This window comes from Amycolatopsis sp. CA-128772 (assembly GCF_002904295.1).
Classification (GTDB): domain Bacteria; phylum Actinomycetota; class Actinomycetes; order Mycobacteriales; family Pseudonocardiaceae; genus Amycolatopsis.
Window position 1 is genome coordinate 14,986 of sequence record NZ_PPHG01000072.1, and the last position, 23,489, is coordinate 38,474.

General features: G+C 70.1%; 24 protein-coding genes and 1 pseudogene. 15 read left to right on the plus strand and 10 right to left on the minus strand.

What is annotated here, in order from left to right; genetic code table 11:
- The first annotated feature begins 433 nt into the window (after positions 1-433).
- The 3 genes from C2L59_RS26075 (at position 434) to C2L59_RS49235 (ending at position 3,659) form a co-directional block, all read left to right on the plus strand.
- Entirely contained in the window at positions 434-1,708 is a 1,275-nt protein-coding gene (locus C2L59_RS26075; protein ID WP_233223681.1) for a hypothetical protein, read from the plus strand.
- A gap of 103 nt (positions 1,709-1,811) precedes the next feature.
- Complete coding sequence (locus C2L59_RS26080; RefSeq protein ID WP_103352143.1) at positions 1,812-2,447, plus strand: DedA family protein; 636 nt, start codon at positions 1,812-1,814, stop codon at positions 2,445-2,447.
- A 90-nt stretch (positions 2,448-2,537) separates the two neighbouring features.
- Positions 2,538-3,659 (plus strand): phosphodiester glycosidase family protein, encoded by a 1,122-nt coding sequence (locus tag C2L59_RS49235; protein ID WP_233223682.1) that lies wholly within the window; start codon positions 2,538-2,540, stop codon positions 3,657-3,659.
- Here the strand turns inward: C2L59_RS49235 and C2L59_RS26090 are convergent.
- Both C2L59_RS26090 and C2L59_RS26095 read right to left on the minus strand, forming a co-directional pair.
- Positions 3,581-4,378: a polysaccharide deacetylase family protein gene (locus tag C2L59_RS26090; RefSeq protein WP_103352144.1), complete on the minus strand. Its 798-nt coding sequence runs from the start codon at positions 4,376-4,378 to the stop codon at positions 3,581-3,583. The two genes, C2L59_RS49235 and C2L59_RS26090, sit on opposite strands and share 79 nt — an antisense overlap.
- Positions 4,375-5,421 carry a glycosyltransferase gene (locus C2L59_RS26095; protein WP_233223683.1) on the minus strand — a complete coding sequence of 349 codons (1,047 nt, stop codon included), beginning with the start codon at positions 5,419-5,421 and terminating at the stop codon, positions 4,375-4,377. The genes C2L59_RS26090 and C2L59_RS26095 overlap by 4 nt, the downstream gene beginning before the upstream one ends.
- A 104-nt stretch (positions 5,422-5,525) precedes the next feature.
- On the opposite strand from C2L59_RS26095, the gene C2L59_RS26100 reads away from it, so the two are divergent.
- A complete protein-coding gene (locus tag C2L59_RS26100) occupies positions 5,526-5,984 on the plus strand; it encodes a DUF1707 domain-containing protein (RefSeq protein ID WP_199199257.1) in 459 nt (152 codons plus the stop codon).
- 60 nt (positions 5,985-6,044) lie between these two features.
- Here the strand turns inward: C2L59_RS26100 and C2L59_RS49895 are convergent, their stop codons facing one another.
- Positions 6,045-6,179, minus strand: a complete 135-nt coding sequence (locus C2L59_RS49895) for a hypothetical protein (protein ID WP_255410292.1) — start codon at positions 6,177-6,179, stop codon at positions 6,045-6,047.
- Between the two features lie 17 nt (positions 6,180-6,196).
- On the opposite strand from C2L59_RS49895, the gene C2L59_RS26110 reads away from it, so the two are divergent.
- The 4 genes from C2L59_RS26110 to C2L59_RS26120 are packed head-to-tail and all read left to right on the plus strand — an operon-like array spanning position 6,197 to position 8,319.
- On the plus strand, positions 6,197-6,952 hold the full coding sequence (locus C2L59_RS26110; protein WP_158263105.1) for a hypothetical protein: 756 nt from the start codon (positions 6,197-6,199) through the stop codon (positions 6,950-6,952).
- The gene (locus C2L59_RS47565; protein WP_158263106.1) at positions 6,949-7,092 is read left to right on the plus strand and encodes a hypothetical protein; all 144 of its coding nucleotides are present in this window, start codon (positions 6,949-6,951) and stop codon (positions 7,090-7,092) included. Before C2L59_RS26110 ends, C2L59_RS47565 begins: the two co-directional genes overlap by 4 nt.
- Positions 7,093-7,105: 13 nt before the next feature.
- Positions 7,106-7,633 (plus strand): sensor histidine kinase, encoded by a 528-nt coding sequence (locus tag C2L59_RS26115; protein ID WP_103352148.1) that lies wholly within the window; start codon positions 7,106-7,108, stop codon positions 7,631-7,633.
- Positions 7,630-8,319, plus strand: a complete 690-nt coding sequence (locus C2L59_RS26120; RefSeq protein WP_103352149.1) for a response regulator — start codon at positions 7,630-7,632, stop codon at positions 8,317-8,319. The genes C2L59_RS26115 and C2L59_RS26120 overlap by 4 nt, the downstream gene beginning before the upstream one ends.
- A 12-nt stretch (positions 8,320-8,331) precedes the next feature.
- Here the strand turns inward: C2L59_RS26120 and C2L59_RS48210 are convergent, their stop codons facing one another.
- Together C2L59_RS48210 and C2L59_RS26130 are read right to left on the minus strand one after the other, a co-directional pair.
- Entirely contained in the window at positions 8,332-9,156 is an 825-nt protein-coding gene (locus C2L59_RS48210; protein WP_199199258.1) for a ZIP family metal transporter, read from the minus strand.
- A 192-nt stretch (positions 9,157-9,348) separates the two neighbouring features.
- The gene (locus C2L59_RS26130) at positions 9,349-10,650 is read right to left on the minus strand and encodes a HAMP domain-containing sensor histidine kinase (protein ID WP_103352364.1); all 1,302 of its coding nucleotides are present in this window, start codon (positions 10,648-10,650) and stop codon (positions 9,349-9,351) included.
- A gap of 275 nt (positions 10,651-10,925) precedes the next feature.
- Here C2L59_RS26130 and C2L59_RS26135 point away from each other — a divergent pair, with 275 nt between their 5' ends.
- From C2L59_RS26135 to C2L59_RS26155, 5 genes are read left to right on the plus strand one after another with little or no spacing between them, the layout of a single operon-like run.
- On the plus strand, positions 10,926-11,447 hold the full coding sequence (locus C2L59_RS26135) for a hypothetical protein (RefSeq protein WP_233223684.1): 522 nt from the start codon (positions 10,926-10,928) through the stop codon (positions 11,445-11,447).
- On the plus strand, positions 11,444-12,115 hold the full coding sequence (locus tag C2L59_RS26140; RefSeq protein WP_103352151.1) for an ABC transporter ATP-binding protein: 672 nt from the start codon (positions 11,444-11,446) through the stop codon (positions 12,113-12,115). The genes C2L59_RS26135 and C2L59_RS26140 overlap by 4 nt, the downstream gene beginning before the upstream one ends.
- Positions 12,112-12,783: an ABC transporter ATP-binding protein gene (locus C2L59_RS26145; protein ID WP_103352152.1), complete on the plus strand. Its 672-nt coding sequence runs from the start codon at positions 12,112-12,114 to the stop codon at positions 12,781-12,783. The genes C2L59_RS26140 and C2L59_RS26145 overlap by 4 nt, the downstream gene beginning before the upstream one ends.
- Complete coding sequence (locus C2L59_RS26150) at positions 12,780-15,419, plus strand: FtsX-like permease family protein (protein WP_103352153.1); 2,640 nt, start codon at positions 12,780-12,782, stop codon at positions 15,417-15,419. The genes C2L59_RS26145 and C2L59_RS26150 overlap by 4 nt, the downstream gene beginning before the upstream one ends.
- Before the next feature lie 52 nt (positions 15,420-15,471).
- The gene (locus C2L59_RS26155; RefSeq protein ID WP_103352154.1) at positions 15,472-16,185 is read left to right on the plus strand and encodes a response regulator transcription factor; all 714 of its coding nucleotides are present in this window, start codon (positions 15,472-15,474) and stop codon (positions 16,183-16,185) included.
- Positions 16,186-16,192: 7 nt separating this feature from the next.
- Here the strand turns inward: C2L59_RS26155 and C2L59_RS26160 are convergent, their stop codons facing one another.
- On the minus strand, positions 16,193-17,152 hold the full coding sequence (locus tag C2L59_RS26160; protein WP_103352155.1) for a M56 family metallopeptidase: 960 nt from the start codon (positions 17,150-17,152) through the stop codon (positions 16,193-16,195).
- A gap of 4 nt (positions 17,153-17,156) precedes the next feature.
- Positions 17,157-17,534 carry a BlaI/MecI/CopY family transcriptional regulator gene (locus C2L59_RS26165; protein WP_103352156.1) on the minus strand — a complete coding sequence of 126 codons (378 nt, stop codon included), beginning with the start codon at positions 17,532-17,534 and terminating at the stop codon, positions 17,157-17,159.
- 122 nt (positions 17,535-17,656) lie between these two features.
- On the opposite strand from C2L59_RS26165, the gene C2L59_RS26170 reads away from it, so the two are divergent.
- Positions 17,657-18,274: a phosphatase PAP2 family protein gene (locus C2L59_RS26170; protein ID WP_103352157.1), complete on the plus strand. Its 618-nt coding sequence runs from the start codon at positions 17,657-17,659 to the stop codon at positions 18,272-18,274.
- Between the two features lie 675 nt (positions 18,275-18,949).
- On the opposite strand, the gene C2L59_RS26175 is transcribed toward C2L59_RS26170, so the two are convergent.
- Positions 18,950-20,077 carry an AI-2E family transporter gene (locus C2L59_RS26175; protein ID WP_103352158.1) on the minus strand — a complete coding sequence of 376 codons (1,128 nt, stop codon included), beginning with the start codon at positions 20,075-20,077 and terminating at the stop codon, positions 18,950-18,952.
- A gap of 847 nt (positions 20,078-20,924) precedes the next feature.
- On the opposite strand from C2L59_RS26175, the pseudogene C2L59_RS50420 reads away from it, so the two are divergent.
- Positions 20,925-21,038, plus strand: a pseudogene (locus C2L59_RS50420) (IS701 family transposase); the annotation flags it as partial.
- A 419-nt stretch (positions 21,039-21,457) separates the two neighbouring features.
- Here the strand turns inward: C2L59_RS50420 and C2L59_RS26180 are convergent.
- Both C2L59_RS26180 and C2L59_RS49245 read right to left on the minus strand, forming a co-directional pair.
- Entirely contained in the window at positions 21,458-22,888 is a 1,431-nt protein-coding gene (locus C2L59_RS26180; protein WP_158263107.1) for a site-specific integrase, read from the minus strand.
- Complete coding sequence (locus C2L59_RS49245; RefSeq protein ID WP_158263108.1) at positions 22,885-23,343, minus strand: hypothetical protein; 459 nt, start codon at positions 23,341-23,343, stop codon at positions 22,885-22,887. The genes C2L59_RS26180 and C2L59_RS49245 overlap by 4 nt, the downstream gene beginning before the upstream one ends.
- Positions 23,344-23,489: the final 146 nt, after the last annotated feature.

Below are 23,489 nucleotides of genomic sequence, written 5' to 3' on the forward strand. Positions count from 1 at the left end.
GTGGGCGGAGCGATCACCGGCGGACGCGGGCGGCGCGGTCGAGGCGACGGTGGCCGCCGCGACCACGGCCAGCGCGGCGGTTCTCGATCGAGTACTCGGCACGGATCTCTCCTTCGGCTACGGGCCGCCCGTGCGGGCGCCGAAGGCATTCCAAGCCGGGCACACGGCGGCCAGGACACACCGAAAAGAATTCCGGATGAACGCTGCGACGCGTTCGCCGCAGAACGCACAACCAGGACGAGTCGGACGTTACCTGAAAGGGTGAACCATAAGACGGCTGAGTCCATTTAACCGTTCTTTTGCTCTCGTGCAAGTGATCACTAATGCGGTTGCCCCTAGCGTGGCAAGCCGTGACGGGACCTCGCGCCCGTTGCCGGGAGTCCCCCCGCTCGGCAACGGTGCTTCGCGGGGTCCCGTCACGCCTCACCGGCACGTGCCCGCCCGCCCGTTCCGCCGCCGCGGTGGACGGACCAGGAAAGAGTCCATGACCTCACAACGTGTTCTTCAACCGAATCGCCGGCTGCTCAACAAAGTGCCGGAAATCACGGTCTATTTCTGGATCGTCAAGGTGCTCTGCACGACGGTCGGCGAATCCGCGGCCGACTTCCTCAACGTCAACCTGAACCTCGGCTTGACCGGCGTCTCCGTCATCACCGGCGTCCTGCTGGCCGTGACGCTGGCCGTCCAGTTCGCGACGAAGCGCTACGTGCCGGGCGTCTACTGGCTGACGGTCGCGCTCGTGAGCGTCTTCGGCACATTGGTCACCGACAACCTCGCGGACGCCGCAGGCGTGCCGCTCGAGACGAGCACCCTGCTCTTCGGCGTTCTCCTCGCGGTGACCTTCCTGGCGTGGTACGGCACCGAGAAGACCTTGTCCATCCATTCCATCGTCACCTGGCGCCGGGAGGCGTTCTACTGGCTGGCGATCCTGTTCACCTTCGCACTCGGCACGGCGACCGGCGACCTCATGGCCGAGGTGCTGGGCCTGGGCTACCTCGCAACGGGTGCCATCGTGGCCGCCTTGATCGCCCTGCTCGCGATCGGGTGGCGGCTCGGGCTCCACCCGGTGCTGGCCTTCTGGTGCATCTACGTCCTGACCCGGCCGCTCGGCGCGTCGCTCGGCGACTACCTCGCCCAGCCGCCGGATGCGGGCGGCCTCGGTCTGGGGACGACCGTGACCAGCGTGATCTTCGCGGCGGCCATCCTCGGTACCGTTCTCTATCTGTCGGTCATGAAGCCGGATATCACGCCGGCCGCGCCGGCCAGTGCTTCGCGCGAGCGAGGTGGTCTGTGGCAGACCGTGGTGGTGCTCGCCCTGGTGCTGATCGCCGGAGCCGCCGGCTACAGCGTGCGCAAGTCCGCGCTGCAGGACTCCGCGGCACCCGTGCCGGTGGCCGTACCGAACGCGAGTGGTGGTGGCCCGGTCGCTCACGTGACGCCGCTGGGTGACCTCTCGGCCTTCCGGAAGATCACCCAGGACACGCTCGACCTGCTCAACGCCGGCGACCAGTCCGGCGCGACGAGCCGGGTCGACGACCTCGAGAGCCAGTGGGACCAGGCCGAGGCCCGGCTGAAGCCCAAAAATCGAGCCACGTGGACCGAAATCGACGGCAAAATCGACAAGGTGCTACGCGAATTGCGGGCCACCAGCCCCCAGCCTGCCGACGAGAAGGCGGCTCTCACGGCCCTGCTCGGCTCGCTCGGATGAGTCCCGGCTCTTCGGGGCGCCTGCAGCTCTTCTACAATCGTGTAGAAGAGATGCACGGGTGTCGGAGCGGTGCGAAAGTCACCGTCGGAAGGTGGTCGCGGGCGTGAACCCACTGAGTGCGACGTCCTGGTTGTCCAGTCTGGGCACGGCAGGGGTGTTCCTCGTATTGTTCGCCGAGACCGGGTTGCTGGTCGGCTTCTTCCTGCCCGGTGACTCCCTGCTGTTCACCGCCGGGCTGTTCTGCACCACCAGCGCCTCGGCTCCGGTGCACCTGTCGTTGCCGCTCGTGCTGGTGGCCTCGGTCGCCGGCGCGATTTCGGGGGCGCAGGTGGGCTTCGTGCTCGGTCGCCGGGGTGGCCGGGCGCTGCTGGGGAAGATCGGCAATCCCCACCTGCACCGGGGTGTCGAACGCGCCGAGGAGCTCTTCTCCCGGTACGGCCACGCGAAAGCCATCGTTCTCGCGCGGTTCGTGCCGGTCGTGCGGACGGTGCTGAACCCGCTCGCGGGCATCCTCGACGTGCCCGCGCGGACCTTCTTGGTGTGGCAGGTGCTCGGCGGCGTGCTCTGGTCGGTCGGGGTCACACTCGCCGGCTACGTGCTCGGCGCCAGCATTCCGGGAATCGACCAGTACCTCCTGCCGATCATCGCCGTCGTCGTGGTGGTCTCGCTGATCCCGCTGGCGCTGGAACTCCGGCGCGGCCGCAAGCGCCCGTCCGACGACCCGGACCGCCGGCGCTGACCGTGCTCTGACTTTCGCTTTTTTGGACCGATCTCGATCTCGTTGCGGTGGGATATGACCCGGACAGCGAACCTGCCGGCTGCGCCGGTGATGATCCGCCGCCTGCGGCGGATCAAGAGGACGCTCCTCGTCTTCGCTGTCCTGCTGGTGTATCCGGCGGTCACCTATGTCCAGGCGCTCACCGACCCCGGTGCCGCCACGTTCACGGCGCGGACGGCCGACTGGGCTCGCGAAATGGGCGCGGGTCCGGTCGTGAACGCGCTCGAGAACTGGTGGTACACCAGGCATCCACCCGCCGACAACCTACCCGGTGCGGACGCGCTGCCGAAGCCCGCGCCGCCGACGGCCGGTGACACGGCGAACGCACCGGCCCCTCTGCCGATCTCGCCGGACGCCTTGCCCGGAGAGGGCGTCTGGGCGCCGGAGGCGCGGATGTCCGGCGGGCAGGCCGCGGACTACACGGCCTTTGTGCGGCCGGACCGGGCCCACACGAGCGTGGTTGCCGGCATGGTGGCGTTCGACCAGAACTGGGTCCGTACGTCGCTAATCGCGGGGACCAGGGAACCCGGCGGTCCGGAATGGCCCGAACACGCGCGAGTCCCCGACTCCCTGCGAGCCGCACTGCTCGCGACGTTCAACTCGGGCTTCAAATTCCGGGACACCGACGGCGGCTTCTTCGTCGACGGCCGTTACGGAAAGCCGTTGAAGGACGGCATGGCGTCGCTGGTGATCGATCGTTCGGGAGTGGCCACCGTCGGTGTGTGGGGCCGTGACGTCCGCCCGGGGCCGCAGGTGGCCGCGGTCCGGCAGAACCTCGAGCTGATCGTCGACGGCGGTGTTCCGGTGCCCGGCCTCGCGGCCAACTCGGCGGGGCAGTGGGGAAGTGCGGGCAACCAGTTCCAGTTCATCTGGCGCTCGGGCATCGGGACCGATGCCCACGGCAGGTTGATCTATGTGGCCGGTAGCCAGCTCACGTTGACGGCCTTGGCCGGCGCCATGGCGTCCGCGGGCGTGGTCCGGGGGATGGAACTGGACATCCACAGTGGCAGGGTCGACTGCACCCTGTTCCGTCCCGGCCTCAAGGGGGCGTCGCCCACCATGCTGCTGCCGTCCATGCTGTCCCCGCCTGACCGCTACCTCACCGCTGACCAGCGTGACTTCTTCGCCGTCACGCTTCGGGCCGTCGCGGGAGCGATTCCTGCCTCGGGCTGATGTGGCGGTGCCGGCGGGAGGGTGAGGTCGGCGAGCCGGCCGACGCGGAGTCCGTGCCGCCGGCAGTCGTCGAGGATGTTCGGCACCGCGGCCAGGGTGGCCCGCCACGCACCGTTGCCGGTGGTGACGTCGCTGTCGTGGAGCAGGATCGTGCCCCTTCGCCCCAGCCGCCGCATGACCTTGCGGTGGATCGACTCCGGGGTGCAGCCTTCGGTCCAGTCGAAGCCCCAGGTGCTCCAGAGCACCGGCGTGAGGTCCAGTGACCGCGCCGACGCCACGGATGCCGCGCTGAAGACGCCGTAGGGCGGCCGGAACCATCGCGGCCGGATCCCGGTCAGGGACTCGACAAGCGCACGCGTGTCCCGGAGTTCGCGATGGGTGCGCCAGGGGGACTTGCGCAGCAGGCATCGGTGGTCCCAGCCGTGGACGCCGATCTCATGGCCGGCCTCGGCGATCGCCCGGGTCAGCTGCGGTGCCCGGAGAGCCTCGGTCCCGAGTACGAAAAAGGTGGCTTTCACGCCGAGGCGCTCCAGCAACCGGAGGAAGTGCGGGGTCGACGCGGCGGAGGGCCCGTCGTCGAAGGTCAGCGCGACCTCGCCGTCCGCGGCGAGGCCGGCCAGCCGGGGCAGGAGGATCCGCCGTGGCCCCGGCAGGAAGGTCGCGGCCGGTGCGGCGTGTGCCACCGCCGCCAGGGCAGCGAGGGTGAGAGCTGCCTTCACGCGATCTCCAAGAGTTTCTCCAGCAGCGGGACGGGGTCGCCGGCCGGGAGCGCGGCGACTGCGGTCGGTCGGTCAGCCGTCAGCGCGGCCGCCAGGCCGGCCGCCGACCGGATCCAGGGAACCACGCCGATCCGGTCGAGCACGTCGGCGTTGGCCCGGCCGTGGCCGGGCAGGCAGCGGTAGGTCACCACGGGCAGCCCGGCGGCGAGCGCCTCGGATGTGGTCAGGCCACCGGCGTTTTGGACGACGGCGTCGACGGCGTGCAGGAGGCGGGGCATGTCCTCGACCCAGCCGAACACGTGGGGGTGCCCGGCGGTGAGGAGCCGGTCGCGCAGGGCGGTGTTCCGCCCGCAGACCACGACCGGGACCGCGACGCCCGATGCCGCGACGTCGCAGACCGTCTCGGCCAGCTGCCCGACGCCCCATGACCCCGCGACGACGAGCGCCAGCCGACTGGTCGGGGGCAGGCCGAACTGCTGGCGGGCACGGGCTCGCTCGGACGTCGTGGCCGGCCGGAACCGGGCTCGGACCAGCGGCGCGACGACGTCGACCTGCCGGGCGCCCCAGAGGAGCGCCTGCGTCGCGGCGTCCTGATTCGGGGCGAGGTGCAGGTCGGCGAGGCCGCTGACACAGAGCCGGTGCACCGAGGGATCGGTGAGGTACACGGCCAGCGGTGCGGTCAGCGCGCCCCGCGCACGCAGTGCGCCCAGTGCGTGGGTGGCCAGGGGATAGGTCGAGATCGCCAGGTCGGGGCCGTCTCCGAGGACGGCGCGCAGACGGTCGCAGGCGAGCGTCGCCGCACACGCCGCGAGCCAGGCCGGCCCGGCGGTGCCGAGAGCCCGCAGCGTCCAGTCCCAGCTGCGCGGAGCGACCTCCAGTTGCCGGTGGTAGAGGCCGCAGAGCCGCCGGCCCAGCGACCGTGGCAGCAGGTCCAGGAAGTCGAGGACCTCGACGTCGTGGTGGACGAGCCGCTCGGCCAGGGCGTGGGCCGCTCCGTCGTGGCCGGCGCCGACGCGCGCCGAGACGATCGCGATGCGCGTCATCATCCGGTTCCCTTCTACGACTATCCTGTAGAAGTTCTACACGTTAGTAGATTAAAGGATGATGAGAGTTTCGGCTCCCGCTCTGCTGCAGACCGAGGTGCACCATGACGGAACCCGCTGAACGCCGACCGGCTCCACCTGGAGACAACAGCGCGACCACGCCGGAAGGCGTGCGCTGCTCCGACGCTGAGCGCGCCGAGACGGAAGCGGCCCTCCACGTCGCCGTCGGCGAAGGACGGTTGACGATGGCGGAGGTCGAAGATCGGATAACCCGGGTCTATGCCGCCCGGTACCGCCACGAACTCGCCGCGATCACGGCGGATTTGCCGCCGGCGCCTGAAGCGGTCACCGGCTGGCGACCGATCGTGTCCGCGGCAAGCCGGCAGGTGTCGACTGACCTGTCGGCCCTGCTGGGACGGGATGGGACAGTCAGCGCTCGCCGGCGCCTGACGATCGCACTCGTCACCCTTGCCCTGGTACTGGCCGCGGTCGCACTCCTCGTGCTCGCACTCCACGGCATCGGCGGGGAAGGCTTCGAACACCACGAACTCGGCCGGGAGTGACGCCGGACGTGAGCCGGCCTCCGTCCTGGCGGGCAGGGCGGAGGCCGGCTCGGCCGCTGGTCACTTGATCGTCTGGTTGGCCTGCTGCGCGAACTCGGTGGTGTAGGTCTTGGTCAGGTCGACGTTGTGGCCCTTGACGTTGGGGTCGAAGGACGACAAGACGTTCAGGACGGTCTGCGGTCCGCCTTGGGGCATGATTCCGTGCGCTGGCGGTGGCCCAGGCCGTCGCGGCGGACCCGGCCGTGCGCACGGAAATGGCCACCGGCGACCGGACCGGCGAAGTGCAGCGGGTGGCCGAGCGGATGCGGCTCGCCACCGGAACGGCCTACGTGGTGGTCATCGACCGCGAAGGAATCCGGCATTCCCACCCGAATCCGGCGCTGGTCGGCCGCCGCATCGAAGAACCGGTGATCGCTCTCGACGGGAAGACTCACGTCGGCATCGATCCGGGCAGTCTCACCGATTCGGCCAACGGCAAGGCGCCGCTGACAGCGCCGGACGGCACGGTGATCGGCGAGGTGTCGGCCGGCATCCTGGAACGGAACGTCTCCCAGAGCCTCTGGACCGAGATCCCGACGATGCCGGCCTACACGGGAGCGCCGCAGCTGGCGGGATTCGTCGTTTCCCTGGTCCTGGCCCGGCGGCTCAAACGGATGACGTTCGGGCTCGAACTGGCCTCGCTCCTGCAGGAGCGGGAAGCCACGCTGCACGGCATCCGGGAGGGCGTCGTGGCGTTCGACGAGTGTGGGCGGCTCAGCATGGTCAACGACGAGGCCCGGCGGCTGCTGGGCTGGTGGCACGCGGCCATCGGTGAACCGCTCGGGGAGATCCTGCCCGAGGGCCGGTTGCGGGACGTGCTGGGCGGCGCGGCGCCCGGGATCGACCAGATCGTCCTGACCGACGAGCACCTCCTGGTGGCCAACCGGATGCCGGTGCGGGTGCGGGGACGGCACATCGGCTCGTGGTGACGCTGCGGGATCGTACCGAGCTGGAGGCGCTGCTGCGGGAACTGAACAGCGTCACGGGGTTGACCGACGCCCTGCGCGCCCAGCAGCACGAGTTCTCCAACCGCCTGCACGTGCTGTCGGTCCTCGTCGGGATGGGGTGAGGCCGAGGAGGCGATGGCCTACCTCGACGAGATCTCCGCGGGCAGCACGGCGCAGGCGGAAGAACTCCGATCGCGGCTCGCGCCCGCGTCGCTCGCCGCGTTGCTGCTGGCCAAGATCACCAACGCGGCTGAACGCGACGTTCACCTGACTGTGTCCGAGGATTCCCGGCTCGACGAGCCGGGGCCGGACGCCCTGCTGTCCATTGTGGGCAACCTCGTCGACAACGCCCTCGACGTCGTCGCCGAGACCCCCGCGCCGCGTTCGGTCACCGTGCGGCTGACCCAGTCAAACGGGCAGATCGTCATTTCGGTCACCGACAGCGGGCCCGGCGTCAGCGCCGAACTCGCCCGTCGCGTGTTCGAGGACGGGTACACGACCAAGCCGCCCCGCAACGGTCTGCCCCGTGGACTCGGGCTTGCGCTCGTGCACCGCCTGGTCACCCGGCTCGGCGGCCGGGTCACTGCTGGGCCGGGTCCGGGCGGTGCGTTCCTCGCGAAACTGCCGCTTCCGGCCGCGAAAGAATTGGTGGAGCACCGATGATCCGGACCCTGGTGGTGGACGACGACTACCGGATCGCCCACGTGCACGCCGCCGGCGTCGGCCGGGTGGGTGGTTTCACCGCGGTGGGGAAGGCCCACTCGGCGGCCGAGACCCGCTCCCTCGTCCTCACCCTGCAACCCGATCTGCTGCTGCTCGACCTCTACCTGCCCGACGGGCACGGGCTCGAGCTCATGCAGTCGCTGCGCGACCGCGCACCGTGTCCCGACTTCATCGTGATCACCGCCGCGCAGGACATCGGCAGCGTACGGCGGGCGATGCAGCTCGGCGAGGTCTACTACCTCGTGAAGCCGTTCGGCTTCGCGCAGCTGCGAGACCAGCTGGCGGCGTACCGGCAGCTGCGGAACAGCATCGATGGCATGGCCGTGGCCAGCCAGGAAACCGTCGACGCCCTCTACGGCATCCTGCGCGGGCCGGTCGTCCGCACGGCCGACCGGCGCCGCCTGCCCGCCACGATGGCGCAGGTGCTCGATGAACTCCGGGGCGCGTCCGGCGAGCTGTCCGCCACCGACGTGGCCGACCGGCTCGGCGTCAGCCGGGCTACGGTGCAGCGCTATCTGGCCGACCTCGTCCGGCGCGGGCTGGTCGATCTCAGCCCGAGCCGCGGCTACACCCGACGGCCCGAGCACCGGTACCGCGCGACCGGAAGCCCGCGGCCGGGACCGTGAGCTCGCGGCTCGTCATGCGCCGGCGGCGGTGACGATCGCGTCCGTGACGAAGCCCAGGACCAGTCCGAGAAACACGCCCCAAGTCGTGACCGTCTTGAGGTTCGCTTTGCGGGCGACGGCGAGGAGTTCGATGACCACATACAGGATCGACCCGGCGGCGAGGCCGAGGAACGCGATCGAGAGGGTCTCGTTGACAAAGGCCTGCCCGACCAGCGTGCCCACGAACGTCGGCCCGCCGCCGATCAGGCCGAGCAGTGCGAGGTAGCCCCAGGACGGACGGGTCCCGGTCAGCGGCGCCACGATGCCGAACCCCTCGGTGGCGTTGTGCAGCCCGAATCCGACCACGAGCAGCACGGCGAGGCTGAGTTCGCCGGCGGCCGCCGAGTTTCCGATGGCGAGCCCTTCGGCGAAGTTGTGCAGGCCGATCCCGATCGCGATCGTCATGGCCAGCCGGGAAGCCGGATTCCGGGTCGTCGCTGCGCTCAGCTCACCGACTGATGCGGCACCCGGCCCGTAGGCGCGCTGCGTGTCCGCCCGGCGGCGAGCGGTCGCCTGGTCGAAGTAGGCGAGGCCGAGCAGGCCCGCCCCCGCGGTCACGAGGAGTACGGCACCGTTGCCGAGCACCCCGCCGAGCTCGTCCTTGCCCAGCCCGGTGTCGATCGGTTCCCAGGCGTGGGCGAGCACGTCCCAGAGCAGGAAGACCAGGATGCCCGTGGCCGTGCCGTTGAGGAACGTCTTCAGGCGCGGCATCTCGGCGCGCAGCCGGCCGAGCGGCAGTCCCAGGTAGATCGTGAGCCCGGAAATGGCGCCGAGGACGGCGATCTGGGTGGGTGACATGAGCTTGGCTCCTGGAGTCTCGCGGTGAACGCTGCGACCGTAACTCAGGGAAGGCTCTCCTCATAGAGGTGAGGCGTACCTAATTCACTTGAGGTGGCGCGTTTCATGCGGACGGAGCACCGCGTTCGGTCTATTTCGGACAGTCGGGCAAGCGCACGGGCAAAGCTCGGTTAGAGCAAGGCAAAATCCTGCTCACCTGTCAGCCGTGTCGTCGAGAGGAGGGAGGTAGAGGGTGAACATCGTGGGGGCGCGGCGGGTGACGGTCAGCCGTCCACCGCCGGCTTCGGCGATCGTGCGGGCCAGTGCCAGGCCGATGCCGTGACCCCCGCCGCCCGATGCCCCGCGGACGAACACGTCGGCGGGGTCCAGCCGGAGGGTGCCTTCGTCGGCCACGTCGACGGCGAGGACGCCGGAGGTGTCGCGGGCGGTCACGGTCACCGTGCCGCGGCCGTGACGTGCGGCGTTGTCGGCGAGGACGTCGACGATCTGGGTGAGCAGGCTCGCCGGGAGGGTCCAGTTCCTTACCTGCGGTTCGATGTCCACGACGAGCCGGCGTCCTTCGCGGGCGAGCGGGCCGTGCCAGCGTTGCTCGGCGCCGGCGAGGACCTCGGCGACGGTGCCGGGTGCCGCCGTGAACCACCGTTCGGGATGGTGGCGCGAAAGGGTCAGCAGGTCCTCGACGGTCCGGGACAGGTCCCGGACGCCCCGTGCGGTGTCGTCGAGGATCCGGGGCAGGTCGGCCGGCGGCGCGGTGCGCGCCGCTTCCAGCTTGAGCAGCAGCCCGCTGAGCGGGGTCCGCAGCTGGTGCGAAGCGTCGGCGCTGAAATGGCTTTGCCGGTCGAGCAGCTGGGTCAGCCGGTCGACCATGAGGTTGTGGGCCAGTGCCACCCGGGTGATCTCCGGGATGTCGCCGGGTTCGGCCCGCGCGCCGAGGTCGCCGCCGGTGATCCGCTCGGACGCACTCGACAGGTCCTCCAGCGGGCCGGTGAGCAGGCGGGCCTGACGGCGTGCGACGAGCACGGCGACCACGAGGGCGGCACCGGCGAGGGCGGCGAGCAACGACCAGGCGAGAAAGGCCCGGGTCCACACCACGCTCATCGGCGCCGCGGCGCGCACCACGCCGTCGACGTGTTCGGCGGCGGACACCGGGACCGCGACCACGAGATCCGCTCCCGACTGACCGTCCGCCGCCGCGCCGGCGTAAGCCTGCCGGACGACGTCGTCGGCGATCGCCGGTCCGCGGCCGCTCTTGAGGTGGCCGTCGAGGTCGTACACGCCGATGGTGTTGTCGGCCTCCGCGGCCGGCAGCTCAACCGGGTCGCCGGTGAGGAACTGCGGACCCACCCGGACGGCGACGGCCAGCGCGACCCGTTCCAGCTCGCCCTGTTCTTCGGTGACCAGTGAGGACCACACCAGGATCGCCAGCGGAACGGCGAACAGGACCAGCGCGACCGAGACGGCGATCATGGCCACCCGGACCACCCGAGCTCTCATGGAGCCCATCATGGTCGTCATGCGGGCTTCAGGGGCGGAACCCGGCCGGTCGTGGCGGCCGGGGTCAGGTTTTGCCGTCCTCGTACCTTTCCGGGCAGTTGCCGTGACCGTGTGGTCCATAGCGTGGGTCACAGGTGATCGGTGGGCAGCCGGGAGGTGTCATGTGGGGCCGGAATGTGGTGCTAGGCGGGGGAATGCTGGCGGTGACGTGGGCGGTGTCCGCGTGTTCGGGGACACCGGCGCCCCCGTCACCGAGCGCGTCGGCTCCGACGTCGGTGACCTCTTCGGCGTCCACATCGGAGTCCGGGCAGCCGGCCACGGAATCCAACCCACCGGGTGACATCCCGGACAACCAGGCCTTCGTCGCGTTCACCCCGCCGGGCGCGGCGTTCTCGGTGAAGATCCCGGAGGGCTGGGCCTCGTCCACCGCGGGCGCGACGACGACGTTCACCGACAAGCTGAACCAGGTCCAGGTCGGCACGGCCGCCGCCGCGTCCGCCCCGACCGCCGCCTCGGTCACGGCGACCGACGTTCCGGCGTGGCGCGGCCAGGTGCCGCGATTTGCCCTCGGTCAGGTATCCACGGTGACCCGCCAGGCGGGTCCGGCCGTCCTGGTGACCTACCAGGGCGACTCGGCCCCGAACCCGGTCACCGGAAAGGTTGTGCGGGATGCCTTCGAGCACTACGTCTTCTTCCACGCCGGCACCCGGGTCGACCTGACGCTGTCCGGGCCGGTGAACGCCGACAACGTCGACCCGTGGCGCACGGTCACCGATTCCCTGCGGTGGCAGGGATGACGGCGGAACCCGCCCCGGCGCTGGAGGCCCGCGACCTGTACCGGTTCTTCCGCACCGGCGACGACGAGACACTTGCGCTGCGCGGCGTGTCACTGACGGTCCACCGGGGCGAGACAGTGGCCGTGGTCGGGCCGTCCGGTTCGGGGAAGTCGACCCTCCTGGCCTGCCTGGCCGGTCTGGACGAACCGGCGGGGGGCACCGTCCGGGTCGGCGGCGAGCTCGTGACCCACCGCCGTGAGGCCGATCGCGCGCGCGTCCGCGCCGCTCGCATCGGCGTCCTGCTCCAGGCCCGGAATTTCGTCCCGCACCTCGACGTGCGCACGAACATCCAGCTGGCCCGCCGCGCCGCCGGCCGTGGCCGCGTCCGGGCCGACGAACTCCTCGAGCAGGTCGGCCTCGCCGGCCGAGGCCGGGCCGTGCCTGCGCAGCTCTCGGGCGGCGAGCTCGCGCGGGCCGGCTTGGCGGTGGCGCTGGTCAACGAGCCGGACGTCATCCTGGCCGACGAACCGACCGGCGAGCTCGACGGGTCGACCGAGCAGGAGGTCCTGTCCCTGTTGCGGGAACGCACCGGCCGGGGCGCCGGGCTGCTCGTGGTGACCCACAGCGCCGAGGTGGTGCGGATCGCCGACCGCGTGCTGACCCTGCGGGACGGGGCGGTGGCCGGATGACCGAGATCATGGTGGCCTGCGACGACGTGTCGCGCACCTACGGCACCGGCCCGTCGGCCGTCGTCGCGGTGCACGGCACCACCTGCACGGTGCCGGCCGGGGCCCGGATCGCCGTGGCGGGGCCGTCCGGGTCGGGCAAGTCCACCCTGCTGCACCTGATGGCGGCCCTGGAGCGGCCGACGCGCGGGAAGGTCACGTGGCCGGGGTTGCCGGTGACCGCCGACACCCGCGCGCACCTGATCGGGGTGGTCTTCCAGAGCCTCAGCCTGGTGCCGACCCTGAACGTCGCGGAAAACACCGCCCTCCCGCTCGTCATCGCGGGCGTCGAACGGTCCGAAGTCACGCGACGGGTGGCCGAGGCCCTGGAACTGGTGGACGTGGCGGAGCTGGCCGCGAACCTCCCCGAGGAGATCTCCGGCGGCCAGGCGCAGAGGGTGGCCGTCGCGCGGGTGCTCGCCCGGCGTCCGCGCCTGGTCCTGGCCGACGAGCCCACCGGCCAACTCGACCACGCGGCGGGTCGCCGTCTGCTCGACGCACTGCTCGCCGCGACGGATCACGTCGAGGCCGCACTGGTCGTCACCACCCACGACAATGCGGTCGCCGATCGGCTCGACACGCACTGGACGATGCGTGAAGGCAGATTGCTCACGCCCGTGGTGCGCTCATGACGCTGCGCTGGCTGGCCGGGCTGCTGCGGCACCGGACCGGCCGGGTGCTCGCCACCGCGGCGGGCATCGCGCTCGGGGTGGCGCTGATCGCGGCATTGGGGGCGTTCCTCACCGCGTCACAGGCGACGATGACCGCGCGGGCACTGCGCTCGGTCGCCGTCGACTGGCAGGTGGAGGTGCAGCCCGGCGGAGACCCCCAGGCTGTGGCGAAGGAACTGCGCACCACCCCCGGAGCCGGTGCGGTGGAACGCGTCCACATCGCACGGACGCCCGGTTTCCGGGCTTCCGGCGACGGCACCACGCAGACCACGGGGCCCGGCGTCGTCCTCGGTGTCCCGGCGGATTACGCAGCGGCCTTCCCAGGTGAGATCCGGCACCTGGCCGGCGCTTCCGCCGGCGTGCTCGTCGCGCAGCAGACCGCGTCGAACCTGCACGTGCGCCCCGGTGACCAGGTCGGCATCGGACGCGGCGGGGCAGGCCCCTTGACGGTCACCGTCGCCGGGGTCGTCGACCTGCCCCAGGCCGATTCCCTGTTGCAGAAGGTCGGAGCAGCCGCCCAGGCACAGCCCGCGGCGCCTCCGGACAACGTGCTGCTGGTGCCGGAAGCCATGTTCGCCGAGCTGAGTGGCCAGCCCGGGACGACCCAGTTCCACGTCCGGCTCACCACCTCGTGGCCCGGCGATCCGGCGGCGGCGTACCAGTCGGCGATTGCCGCCGCGCACAACTTCGAGGCCCGGGCCGCCGGCGCGGCGCTGGTCGGTGACAACGTCGCCGCGGCACTGGACGCCGCCCGCGGTGATGCCGCCTACGCCCAGATGCTCTTCCTGTTCCTCGGATTGCCCGGGGTCGTGCTGTCCGCACTGCTGACCGCGGCGCTGGTCAGCTCCGGCGCCGAACGCCGGCGTGCCGAACAGGCGCTGCTCCGCACTCGCGGCTACGCACCGGCAGCAGTGGTACGGCTCGCGGTCGGCGAAGCCGTTCTCGTCGGTGTCCTTGGCGGCGCCGCCGGACTCGGCATCGCCGCCGCGGCCGGCCGCCTCGCGTTAGGACCCTCTCCGGCCGGTGCCGATATCGGGGCGACCATGCTGTGGTTCGTCGTCGCGTTCGCCGCGGGCTTGTTGATCACCACCCTCACCGTCCTCGTCCCCGCGGTCGTGGACCTGCGCGGCCGCAGCGTCGCCCAGGCCCGGCAGACCGTCGGAAAACACGGAACCCCGTGGTGGCTCAAAACCGGGGGCGACTTCCTGCTCATCGGTGGATCGCTGGTGGTCTTCTGGGCATCGAGTGGCAACGACTACGCGTTGGTGCTGGCCCCGGAGGGCGTGCCGTCGATTTCCGTGTCGTACTGGGCATTCTTCGGACCCGCGCTGCTGTGGCTCGGCACCGCCGTACTGCTGTGGCGCCTGGTGCTCCTGGCCCTTTCGCACGGGCGTGGCCCGCTCGAACGGCTGCTGCGGCCCCTCGCCGGCCAGCTCGCCGCCCCGGGCGCGGCGAGCCTGTCCCGTCAACGCCGGATCCTTGCCCGGGCCATCGTCCTGCTCGCGCTGGCCTTGTCCTTCGCCGCGTCGACCGCGGTGTTCAACAGCACCTACCAGCAGCAGGCCGAGGCGGACGCCCAGCTGACCAACGGCGCCGACGTCACCGTCACCGAGTCACCGGGCACACAGGTCGGACCGGCCGCCGCCGGTCAGCTGCGGGCCGTACCCGGGGTCCGCGCCGTCGAGCCGATCCAGCACCGGTTCGCCTACGTCGGCGCCGATCTGCAGGACCTCTACGGCGTGCGACCGGACACCATCACCCACGCCACCGCCCTGCAGGACGCCTACTTCCAAGGCGGCACCGCGGCCGAGCTGATGGCCGTACTCGCCCGGCAGCCCGACGCGATCCTGGTCAGCGCCGAAACGGTGAAGGACTTCCAGCTCGTCCCGGGCGATCTGGTCAACCTCCGGGTGCAGGACAGCCGCACGAAGCAGCTGCAGACCGTGCCGTTCCACTACGCGGGGATCGTCAAGGAGTTCCCGACCGCCCCCAAAGACAGCTTCTTCGTCGCCAACGCCGCCTACCTCGCCCGCATGACCGGTTCCGACGCCGTCGGCGCCTTCCTCGTCGACACCGGCGGGACCGGTCAGGCCGAGGTCGCCGCGGCACTGCGGACCCGGCTGGGGGCAGGCACGGCCGTCACCGACCTCACGCAGACCCGCGCGCAGGTCGGTTCCAGCCTCACCTCGGTCAACCTGCACGGCCTGACCCGGCTCGAGCTGACCTTCGCCGTCCTGCTGGCCGCCGGTGCCGGCGGCATCGTCCTGGCCGTCGGGCTGGCCGAACGGCGACGCACCCTGGCCATCATGGCCGTGCTCGGCGCGAACCGGCGGCAGCTGCGCGGACTCGTGCTCGGTGAGGGGCTGCTCCTTGGCGCCTGCGGCCTGCTCGGCGGCGCTGTCATCGCCTGGGGACTGGCCCGGATGCTCGTGTCCGTGCTGACCGGTGTCTTCGATCCGCCGCCGTCTGCCATCGCCGTCCCTTGGAGCTACCTGGCGGCCACGGCCGCGGCCGTGATCGCCGCCCTCGCGACCGCCGCGCTGCTCAGCGCCCGGGCGTCGACCCGTCCGGCGGTGGAGGAGCTGCGGGATCTGTGAGCAGGCACAGCGCGCCGGGCCGGCCGGGGCCGCACTGGCTACGATCCGGCACATGAGCATCCAGCGCGCCGACGACGCCGTCGAGGTCCTGCTGATCGAGGACGACCCGGCGATCGGTGGCCACCTCCGCACCGGACTGCTCGCCAACGGCTACGAGGTGCACTGGTGCCGCACCGGGGAAGGCGGGCTGGCGCAGGCGCGGCAGAGCGCACCCGACGTCGTCCTGCTCGATCTCGGCCTCCCGGACACCGATGGCGTCGAGGTCGCCCGTACCCTGCGCGGCGCGGACCCGGACGTCCTGATCATCATCCTCACCGCTCGGGCCGACGAGATCGACATCATCGTCGGCCTCGACGCCGGCGCCGACGACTACCTGGTCAAACCCGCCACCGTCACCGTGCTGCTGGCCCGCCTGCGGGCCCACCTGCGCCGCCGCCCCGCCGCGCCCGCCGGCACCGGTCCGGTCCACCTCGGCGACCTCGTGCTCGACGTCGACGCGCGGCGATGCCTGCTGGGCGGACACGAGATCTCCCTGCGGCCCAAGGAGTTCGACCTGCTCGCCGCATTGGCCCGCCGACCGGGTGTCGCGGTCAGCCGCGAAGACCTCATGGCGGAAGTCTGGGACGAGCACTGGTTCGGGCCGACCAAGACCCTCGATGTCACCATGGCCGCTCTGCGTAGGCGGCTCGGCGATGGGACGGGCGTGACGGTGCCGGTGATCACGACGCTGCGCGGGCACGGCTACCGGCTCGAAGCGCCTCTTTGAATCCGGTTCAGCGGTCGAACTCGTCGTGGTCGTCGGGGAGGATTCCCCGGGCGTCCGTGGCGGAGTCCTGCGCGGATTCGAGGTTCTGGTGCAGGTCGGTGGCCGAGTCCAGCACCGTCTGGGCGGACCAGCCAGTGACGCCCAGGACAAGGGCGGCGCTGAGCAGCGCGGCCGGCAGACGGCGGGCGGGCGCGGTCAGCAGGGCGCTGACCCGCCGGGGCACGGGTCCGCCGGTCGCCGCGAGCGCGAAGCCGGGTTGGGCCCGTCCGGCGAGCGCGGCTTTGGCGACGGCCTTGGCCACCACGGTCCGGTCGCCGAGGTCCTGCGCGGCGGCTTCGTCGGCCCAGCGTTCGAGGGCGAACCTCGCTGCCGAGCAAAGCGGGCGCAGGAGCGGATTGAGCGCAGCGGCGAGAGTGATCGCGATGAGGAAGCGGTGATGGCGCAGGCGGAGATGGGCGCGTTCGTGCGCCAGCAGGGCGTCCCGTTCCGCCGGGCCGAGGGCGTCGAGCATGCCGCTGGAGATCGCGATCCGGCCGCCGCGGCCCGGCGCGGAGAACGCGAGGGGTTCCTTGCCGCGCAGGATGATGATTCCCGCGGCCGGCTTGTGTTCGTCGAGTTCCCGGGTCAGTGCGCGGCTCCAGCGCGCGTACCGCACGGCCGTGTGTGTGAACGCCAGGCCCAGGGCGCTCAGCAGGAGCCCGCAGCCGATCGCCAGGGGAACGTTGACCGGTTCCACGGTGTTCAGGGCCTGCGGTGACCAATGGCCGGCCTGAGCGATGGCCGGTACGAGCGTCAGACCGGCGAAAGCCTGCAATGTCAGGGCCGCGGTACTGGCGGCGGCGAGCACCAGGCATCCGGTGGTCAGCAGCCAGCTTGCGGCACGCGGCGGTAGCCGGGGGGCGACGATGCGCGCCAGCGGCCAGGCCGCGAACGGCAGTAGCAGGGGTACCCAGAAGTCGGGATCCATGCGGTCAGCCTTCGTTCTGCCGCAACAGCTCGCGGAGCACATGTTCGTCCGACTCGGACAGGTTCGAGACGAAACGGGCGAGCACGCTGTCGCGATCGGGTTCGTTGTCGAGCACTTTGGTCATCCGCCGCGCGGCCAGCCCCGGTTCGTCGTCGACAGCGCGATATCGGAAGGACCGGCCCAGCTTCTTCCGGTCGGCGACGCCCTTCTCGTGGAGCCGGGAGAGGATGGTCACGACGGTCGTGTAGGCCAGGCTGGCGCCGAGCCGCTCCCGGACTTCGGCCGGCGCCAGCGGGCCGTCGGCTTTCCACAGCACGGCCAGCACCTGCGCCTCGAGCTCGCCGGGCGCACGCCGGGCACCGTCGTCTCGCCGCATCCGCATACCACCAATCTACCTGCCTGTCGAAACCCCGTTCGCCACCTCCCGACGGCGGAGCACTCGTTGAGCATCTACACTGAAGTAGAAGTTCTACGACGTTGTCAATTAAACGGAAGGGTGGGACGGTGGACGGCGGAGCCATCGATGGCGGCTGGTACCTGGATGTGCTCGCGTTCGCTCGCGCGACGCCGTGGCTGCACGGGTTCTTCCAGGTCTTCACCAACGTCGGCCTGGTGCTGCTCGTGCTCGTCGCCGCGTTCGCGTGGTGGCGCGCACGCCGCCAGGACGCCGGCCGGATGGCGGCCGTGCTCTGGGTGCCGATCGCCGTCGGCCTCGCCTACGGCCTGAGCAACCTCGTCAAGATCCTCGTGGAGGAACCGCGCCCCTGCATCCGCTACCCGGCCGTGCCGACCGTGGCCACCTGCGACTTCGCGACGGACTACTCGTTCCCCAGCAACCACGTGACGATCGCCGTGTCCGCGGCCGTCGCGCTGCTCCTCGTCGGCCGCCGGGTTGGGCTCGCCTCGCTCGCGGTGGCGGTGCTGATCGGATTTTCCCGCGTGTACCTCGGCGCGCACTACGTTCACGACGTTCTCGCCGGTGCCGTGCTCGGCGCCGGGGTGGCGTTGATCGGCCTGCTGCTGCGCGCGCCGCTGACCGCCCTCGTCATCCGGATGCGATCCGGCAGATTGCGGCAGCTGGTCGGGACGACCCTGCTCGAGAGCGAACGGACATCGCGGTAACCGCCGAGCATCGGGTTGCATCCCTGCTGCATTGGTGTAGAAGTAGTACGGCCGGGGGCTTCTGAATGCCGCCGGCCTTGGCTTCGGTGGACTCCTCAGGTCAAGAGATCGAATGTCCAGTGTGGATCATAATGAATCGAACTCGCCAATTGGAAACGGATCTTCGTCGCACTCGACCGTCGGATTCGCACAAACGCTTCCGACGGCGCACGTGTTGACGAATCGGGCTAGTGACACCGGCTCCATCGCGGACCGGCAGGAAGCCTTGAACGTCTGATGGTCAGCAAGTAGCACACGAGAGCGGGGCACCGGAGGTTCCGGTGCCCCGCATTTCGTGATGCCTGCGGCGGGGAAGGAAGTCACCGAGCGCGAGTCCGTCGCCGAGCAGGCCGCCGCCGCAGTCGTGGCCCAGCTGTGGTGGCAGGCGATCCGCAGACCCGCAGGAGACTGAGGTAGAACCCAAGTTGTGGTGAAGACAGTGTCCCTGCCTTTTAGGGCCTGCGCGACCGGGGCTGGTGCGGTGGAGGAGGACTCCGGGTCGGGACGGCGAGCAAGAAGGCCGGTGCCGCGGCGGACACCAGCAGAGGAAGACGAAGTGCACTCACGGTATCTTCCTTTCCTCAACACACGTGGGGGTGGTCGGCTGATGCGCGCTACCAGCATCGGCGCAGATGATCATGCCTGGTCGAGCCGTGGGTAGAGCACCTCGTCGACCAGCAGGAGGATGGCGGCGGCGACGGGGATGGCGACCAGCGCCCCGATGACGCCGAGCAGGGCGCCGCCGAGCAGGACGGCGACGACGGTGACTAGCGCGGGGACTTTGAGGGCGGTGCCGATGATCTTCGGCACGAGCAGATAGTCCTCGGCGAGCCGGTAGATGAGGAAGAATCCGACGGTGGCCAGGCACACCGGTAGCGACACGGTGAGCGCGACGAGGCTCACCAGGACACCGCCGACCACGGAACCGACCACCGGAATGAGGTCCAGTACCGCGACGGCGATGGCCAACAGCGCCGCGTAGGGGACGCCGAAGATCAGCAGCCAGATGAGGGTGAGCACGCCGGCGATGACGGAAACGGCCAAGTTACCCAGGACGTAGCCGCCGACCTTGGCGAAGATGTTGTCGCCGATGAGGATGGCCCGGGGCCGGCGGGAGTGCGGGATGAGCCGGTACATCGTGGCGCGGATGCGGGGCAGGTCGGCGACGAAGTAGATGGTCAGGACGACCACGATCAGCGTGTCGGTCACGGCGTTGAAGACCGCTTTGCCGGCACCGAGGACGCCGCTGGTGAGGCCGCCACCGGAGCTGACCGACGACTCGATCGCCTGCTGCAGGTGAAAGCGTTCGTTGAGGCGGCCGAGGAGCGTGTTGTGGTCCTGAGCCTCGCGCAGGTATTGCGGGGCCTGGTTGACCAGCGCGGTGGCCTGTTCGACGATGACGGGGATGGCGGCGGCGAGGAAACCGCCGACCGCGGCGAAGGCGACGACGAACACGGTGGTGACAGCGAGCCAGCGCGGGAAGCGGTGGGTGACCAGCCACGAGACGAGCGGTTCCAGGCCGATGGCGAGGAACAGGGCGAGCCCGACCAGGACGAGGATCTGCTCGGCGCCGGTGAGGAGCTGGATCAGGCCGTAGGTCACGGCGACGCCGGCCGCGGCGGTCATGCCGATGTAGAACGGGGAGCGGCGGTCGAGCCGCTTGCCCACGGTTCCCAGTGGCTGTTCGGGCGTGCTGATTTCGGCGGCTTCGGCCTCCGCCTCGGCGACCGAGCCCTCTTCGTCGTCGCTGTGGGGCTGGCCCACCAGCGGGTGATGCCCGTCGGCAGCGGGATCGGATGGTGACATCATGGACACCGCACTGTCTCGCACCGGAGGGGTGCGTGGAGGAAGGTCGGCGCGACCGTCGTGACGGATCTGCGCGCTGGTGATCGGCTGTGAGCTCAACCACGAGGAGGATAGCGATCCCGGCCGGAGGTTCACCCTGGCCGCTGGAATAGATCCTCGTTGTTGCCGACACGCGGCGCAGAATGGCCGGGTGGGTCAGCCGAGATCGGCGGGACATCAGGGCCGGAAACAAGAGAGCCGGCCATCTCCGAAGCCCTGAAGTGAACGAGCCGCGGCGATGACCGGCTTGGGGGACACGCGCGGGTCATGGGAACCCGCGCGTCGGATCGGGGCGCCAGATCGTCCACGGCGGCTCCGATCGAGCCGCCGCGGACGCCCGGGAGTGCTTACTTGTTGGTGCCGGGGGTGAGGGCCTTGTCGATGACAAAGACGGCGGCGTTTTGGTCGGGAACACGAAGTGCCAGGAACGCGAGCCGGTGTCCCCGGGTGTGCTCGGAGAGCACACCCGGGGGCACCGGGGCGATGGGCTGGAATCGCACAGGGTCGGTCACGGATCGGTCGGCCACATTCCGACCACTTTCAGCACGGCGACGAGGGTCGTGAGCCCGTCGTGCGGGACGCCTTCAGCGCGCCTTCCCGGATCGCGTGGTCCTGCTGCTACCGCGGCGGGTCGTCCGAGCCGTGGCGGAACAGAGGCAGGTAGCCGTTCCCCCGCCGGTCCGCGAACGCCGCGGCGGCGGCAGAGGCAAGGACAAGCCCGAGATCGCCTACTACTTGTGTTGCGGCTTAACGTAACGACCGATAAGAGCTGATCCGGGTGGCCGCGGCACGCTGGGCAATCGAGGACTGTTTCCAGACCGCGAAGACCGACGTCGGCCTGGACCAGTACCAGGTCCGCCGTTGCGACGCCCGGTACCGGCCATGCTCGCCCATACCTACCTGGCCGTCACCGCTGCGATAGCCCCAAAAGCCTTGGCAGCGACCTCATCCCGGTCACGTTGGGCGAGATCAAGCCTCTCCTGACACACTTGATCACCACCCCACTCGACCGCCTCCCCACCTAGGTATGGTCACACCGGCGCCACTAACATCAAGCCCGACAAGCCCACTACCAGCGAAGACTCACCATCCGCGACGAAGTGCGGCTGGAGTACTAGCCGAGTCTGAATGGTACGCCGAGCGCCTCGATCGCGCTCTTGGCGAACTCGTGAGCGCCTTCGCTCGTCCCGGCGACGATCCGGTGGCGACGGATGCGAGACGAAGTATCACCGCAAACGCCGGCAACGGGGGCTGGGCAAGCTCACCCCGGTCGACTTTGAGACCATCTATACGACCGCGTCAGGGGCCTGAGAAACAGTCAGCTCCGGTGTCAACCGAAGTCTGGGCAGACCCGGCTGAGGGCTTCGGCACGTCAGGTGTGTGGTCGGCGATCAATTCGAGCTTGATCTTGTTGAGCGCCTCTCGGACGGTGTCTCGTGGTAGTCCGGTAGCCGTGACGAGGGTGCGCTGACTTGGACGCCTCATGCCGTAGCGCTCGGCTTGCTCGAGCTGGTGGCGAACTTGCCGAACAGGGTCGACGGGATCGCAAAGCGCCGTCTGACTTGATGTGAGAGTGACGGGTCGATGGTTCAAGGAGCGCTCAAGCTCAGCCCGCCAACGAACGTCATCGTCGACGGGCAGGAGCATCCGTACGCCTCGATTTTGCAACGCGAGACTCCCGGTATCCACGGGGCGAAGTCCGACGGCGAGCGGATGCGGTGCGCCGACCAATGTCGCCAGGACTATCGAGAGTTCCTCCAGTGTCGGGTGGACGTAGGTGAGCGTGTTACCGCTGCGCACGCCTCCGGGTGCGTGACCGGCATAGGCGGCGGCCATCGCGTAGCCGAAGTTGCGTTCGACCCAGGTCAGCGTTGTGTAGCGGAGCCAGTGAGCACTCACGCCCCACCGGTCGGCCCAGTCCAGGTGCCGACGGAGACGCTGCCAGAGCCCCTGAAAGTAGTTGTCGCCGATGGGACGCCCATTTGCGTATCTGAGGATTGGGTCATCGGGATTTCCCGAAGGGGCGTGGACCTCGAAGTGGTCGACCAGTGCGGCCATCACAGTAGGTGACACAGGCCGCTCCCGAGCTGTGCCCTTCTCGCGCAGCCAGATGGTGCAGTCCTGGTCGTTGAGGTCGCGGCGGCGCAGGGAGAGGACGCCGCTGCGCCGGCAGGCTGTCTCGGTGTGCAGTCGAAGAACCAGGGAGTCGAGGGCGGGATTGGGACCGGTTGTGGCGGCGGTGTGGGTGATTTCGGTCAGCTGTGCTGCGCTCAGAGCACGTCGGCGCGGCTGGGCTGAGCCGGAGCGACGCAGTTTCGCTGCCGGATTGCGGTTAGGCCGGACGTACTCGTCGTCGACCGCATGGCGGTAGACGCATTTGATGGCGTCTACGAAGTTCGACCTGGCGCCGTGCCCGCCGCGGGATCCTTTGCGGCTTCTGGCGCGCTGTTCGACCTGGTCGGCGAGGTCGAACAGTTCGTTGTAGCTGGGCTCGTCGACTCGCCGGTCGCCCCAGTGCGCGACGAGGAAGCGCCAGTAGTTGCTCCACAGTCGACGGGAACTTGCCGGGGTGTCGGCGGCGACGACGGGTATGTACTCGCGGAAGGTGGGCGAGGTGACGGCAGTGGTGTCCTCGTTCGCCTGCAGATCACTGAGCGAGACGCCCAGCGATTCCAGCACCAGGCGTGCGGCCGCGGTCGGATCGGCGGCTGTCTTGTGCGTGTCGGTCACCGGTCGGCCTCCGCGTTCGCCTGGTGAAGGGTGCCGAGTGCTCGTTCGAGGGTCGAGAGGGGGTAGGCGAGCAGCAAGTCCAGCTTGGGCGAGGCGGCGAGCAGGACCCGATCTCCGATGCGAATGCCGCATCGGGTTCGGAGGCTGACGGGAAGTCGGACCCTGTCCTTGGTGATCAGCGAGTCGGGCCCGCAGCTGTCGCGGCCGAGGATGATCACCGAGGTGCCTTCGGCAGTGGTGATCAGCCGGTCGTCGACTTTCCAGCCGAGGACGCTCACCAGCTGTTTGTCGGCGATGCGTCCTGAGGCATCCACCCTGCTCATGGCGTAGGTCCAGTGCGCCTGCGCCGGCCGGGCCAAGAGCTCCGCCAGAGCCGGCCGGGCTGTGGCCGGCTGGCCTGGCAGAGGCCGGGCCGGCGCAGCCTGCGCAAGAGGGGTGACGAAGACGTCATACACGGCTCCCTCCGCAAAAAGAAGGCTCTGAGTGATGACCTGATGACGATCGGTGATAGTTCGTGGTCGGTGAGGGGGGATGTATCACCGCAAACTCGAACAAAGCGGCTGCTTTGTCGGCGTATCTGGGACGCATCCCCGAAGGGGGA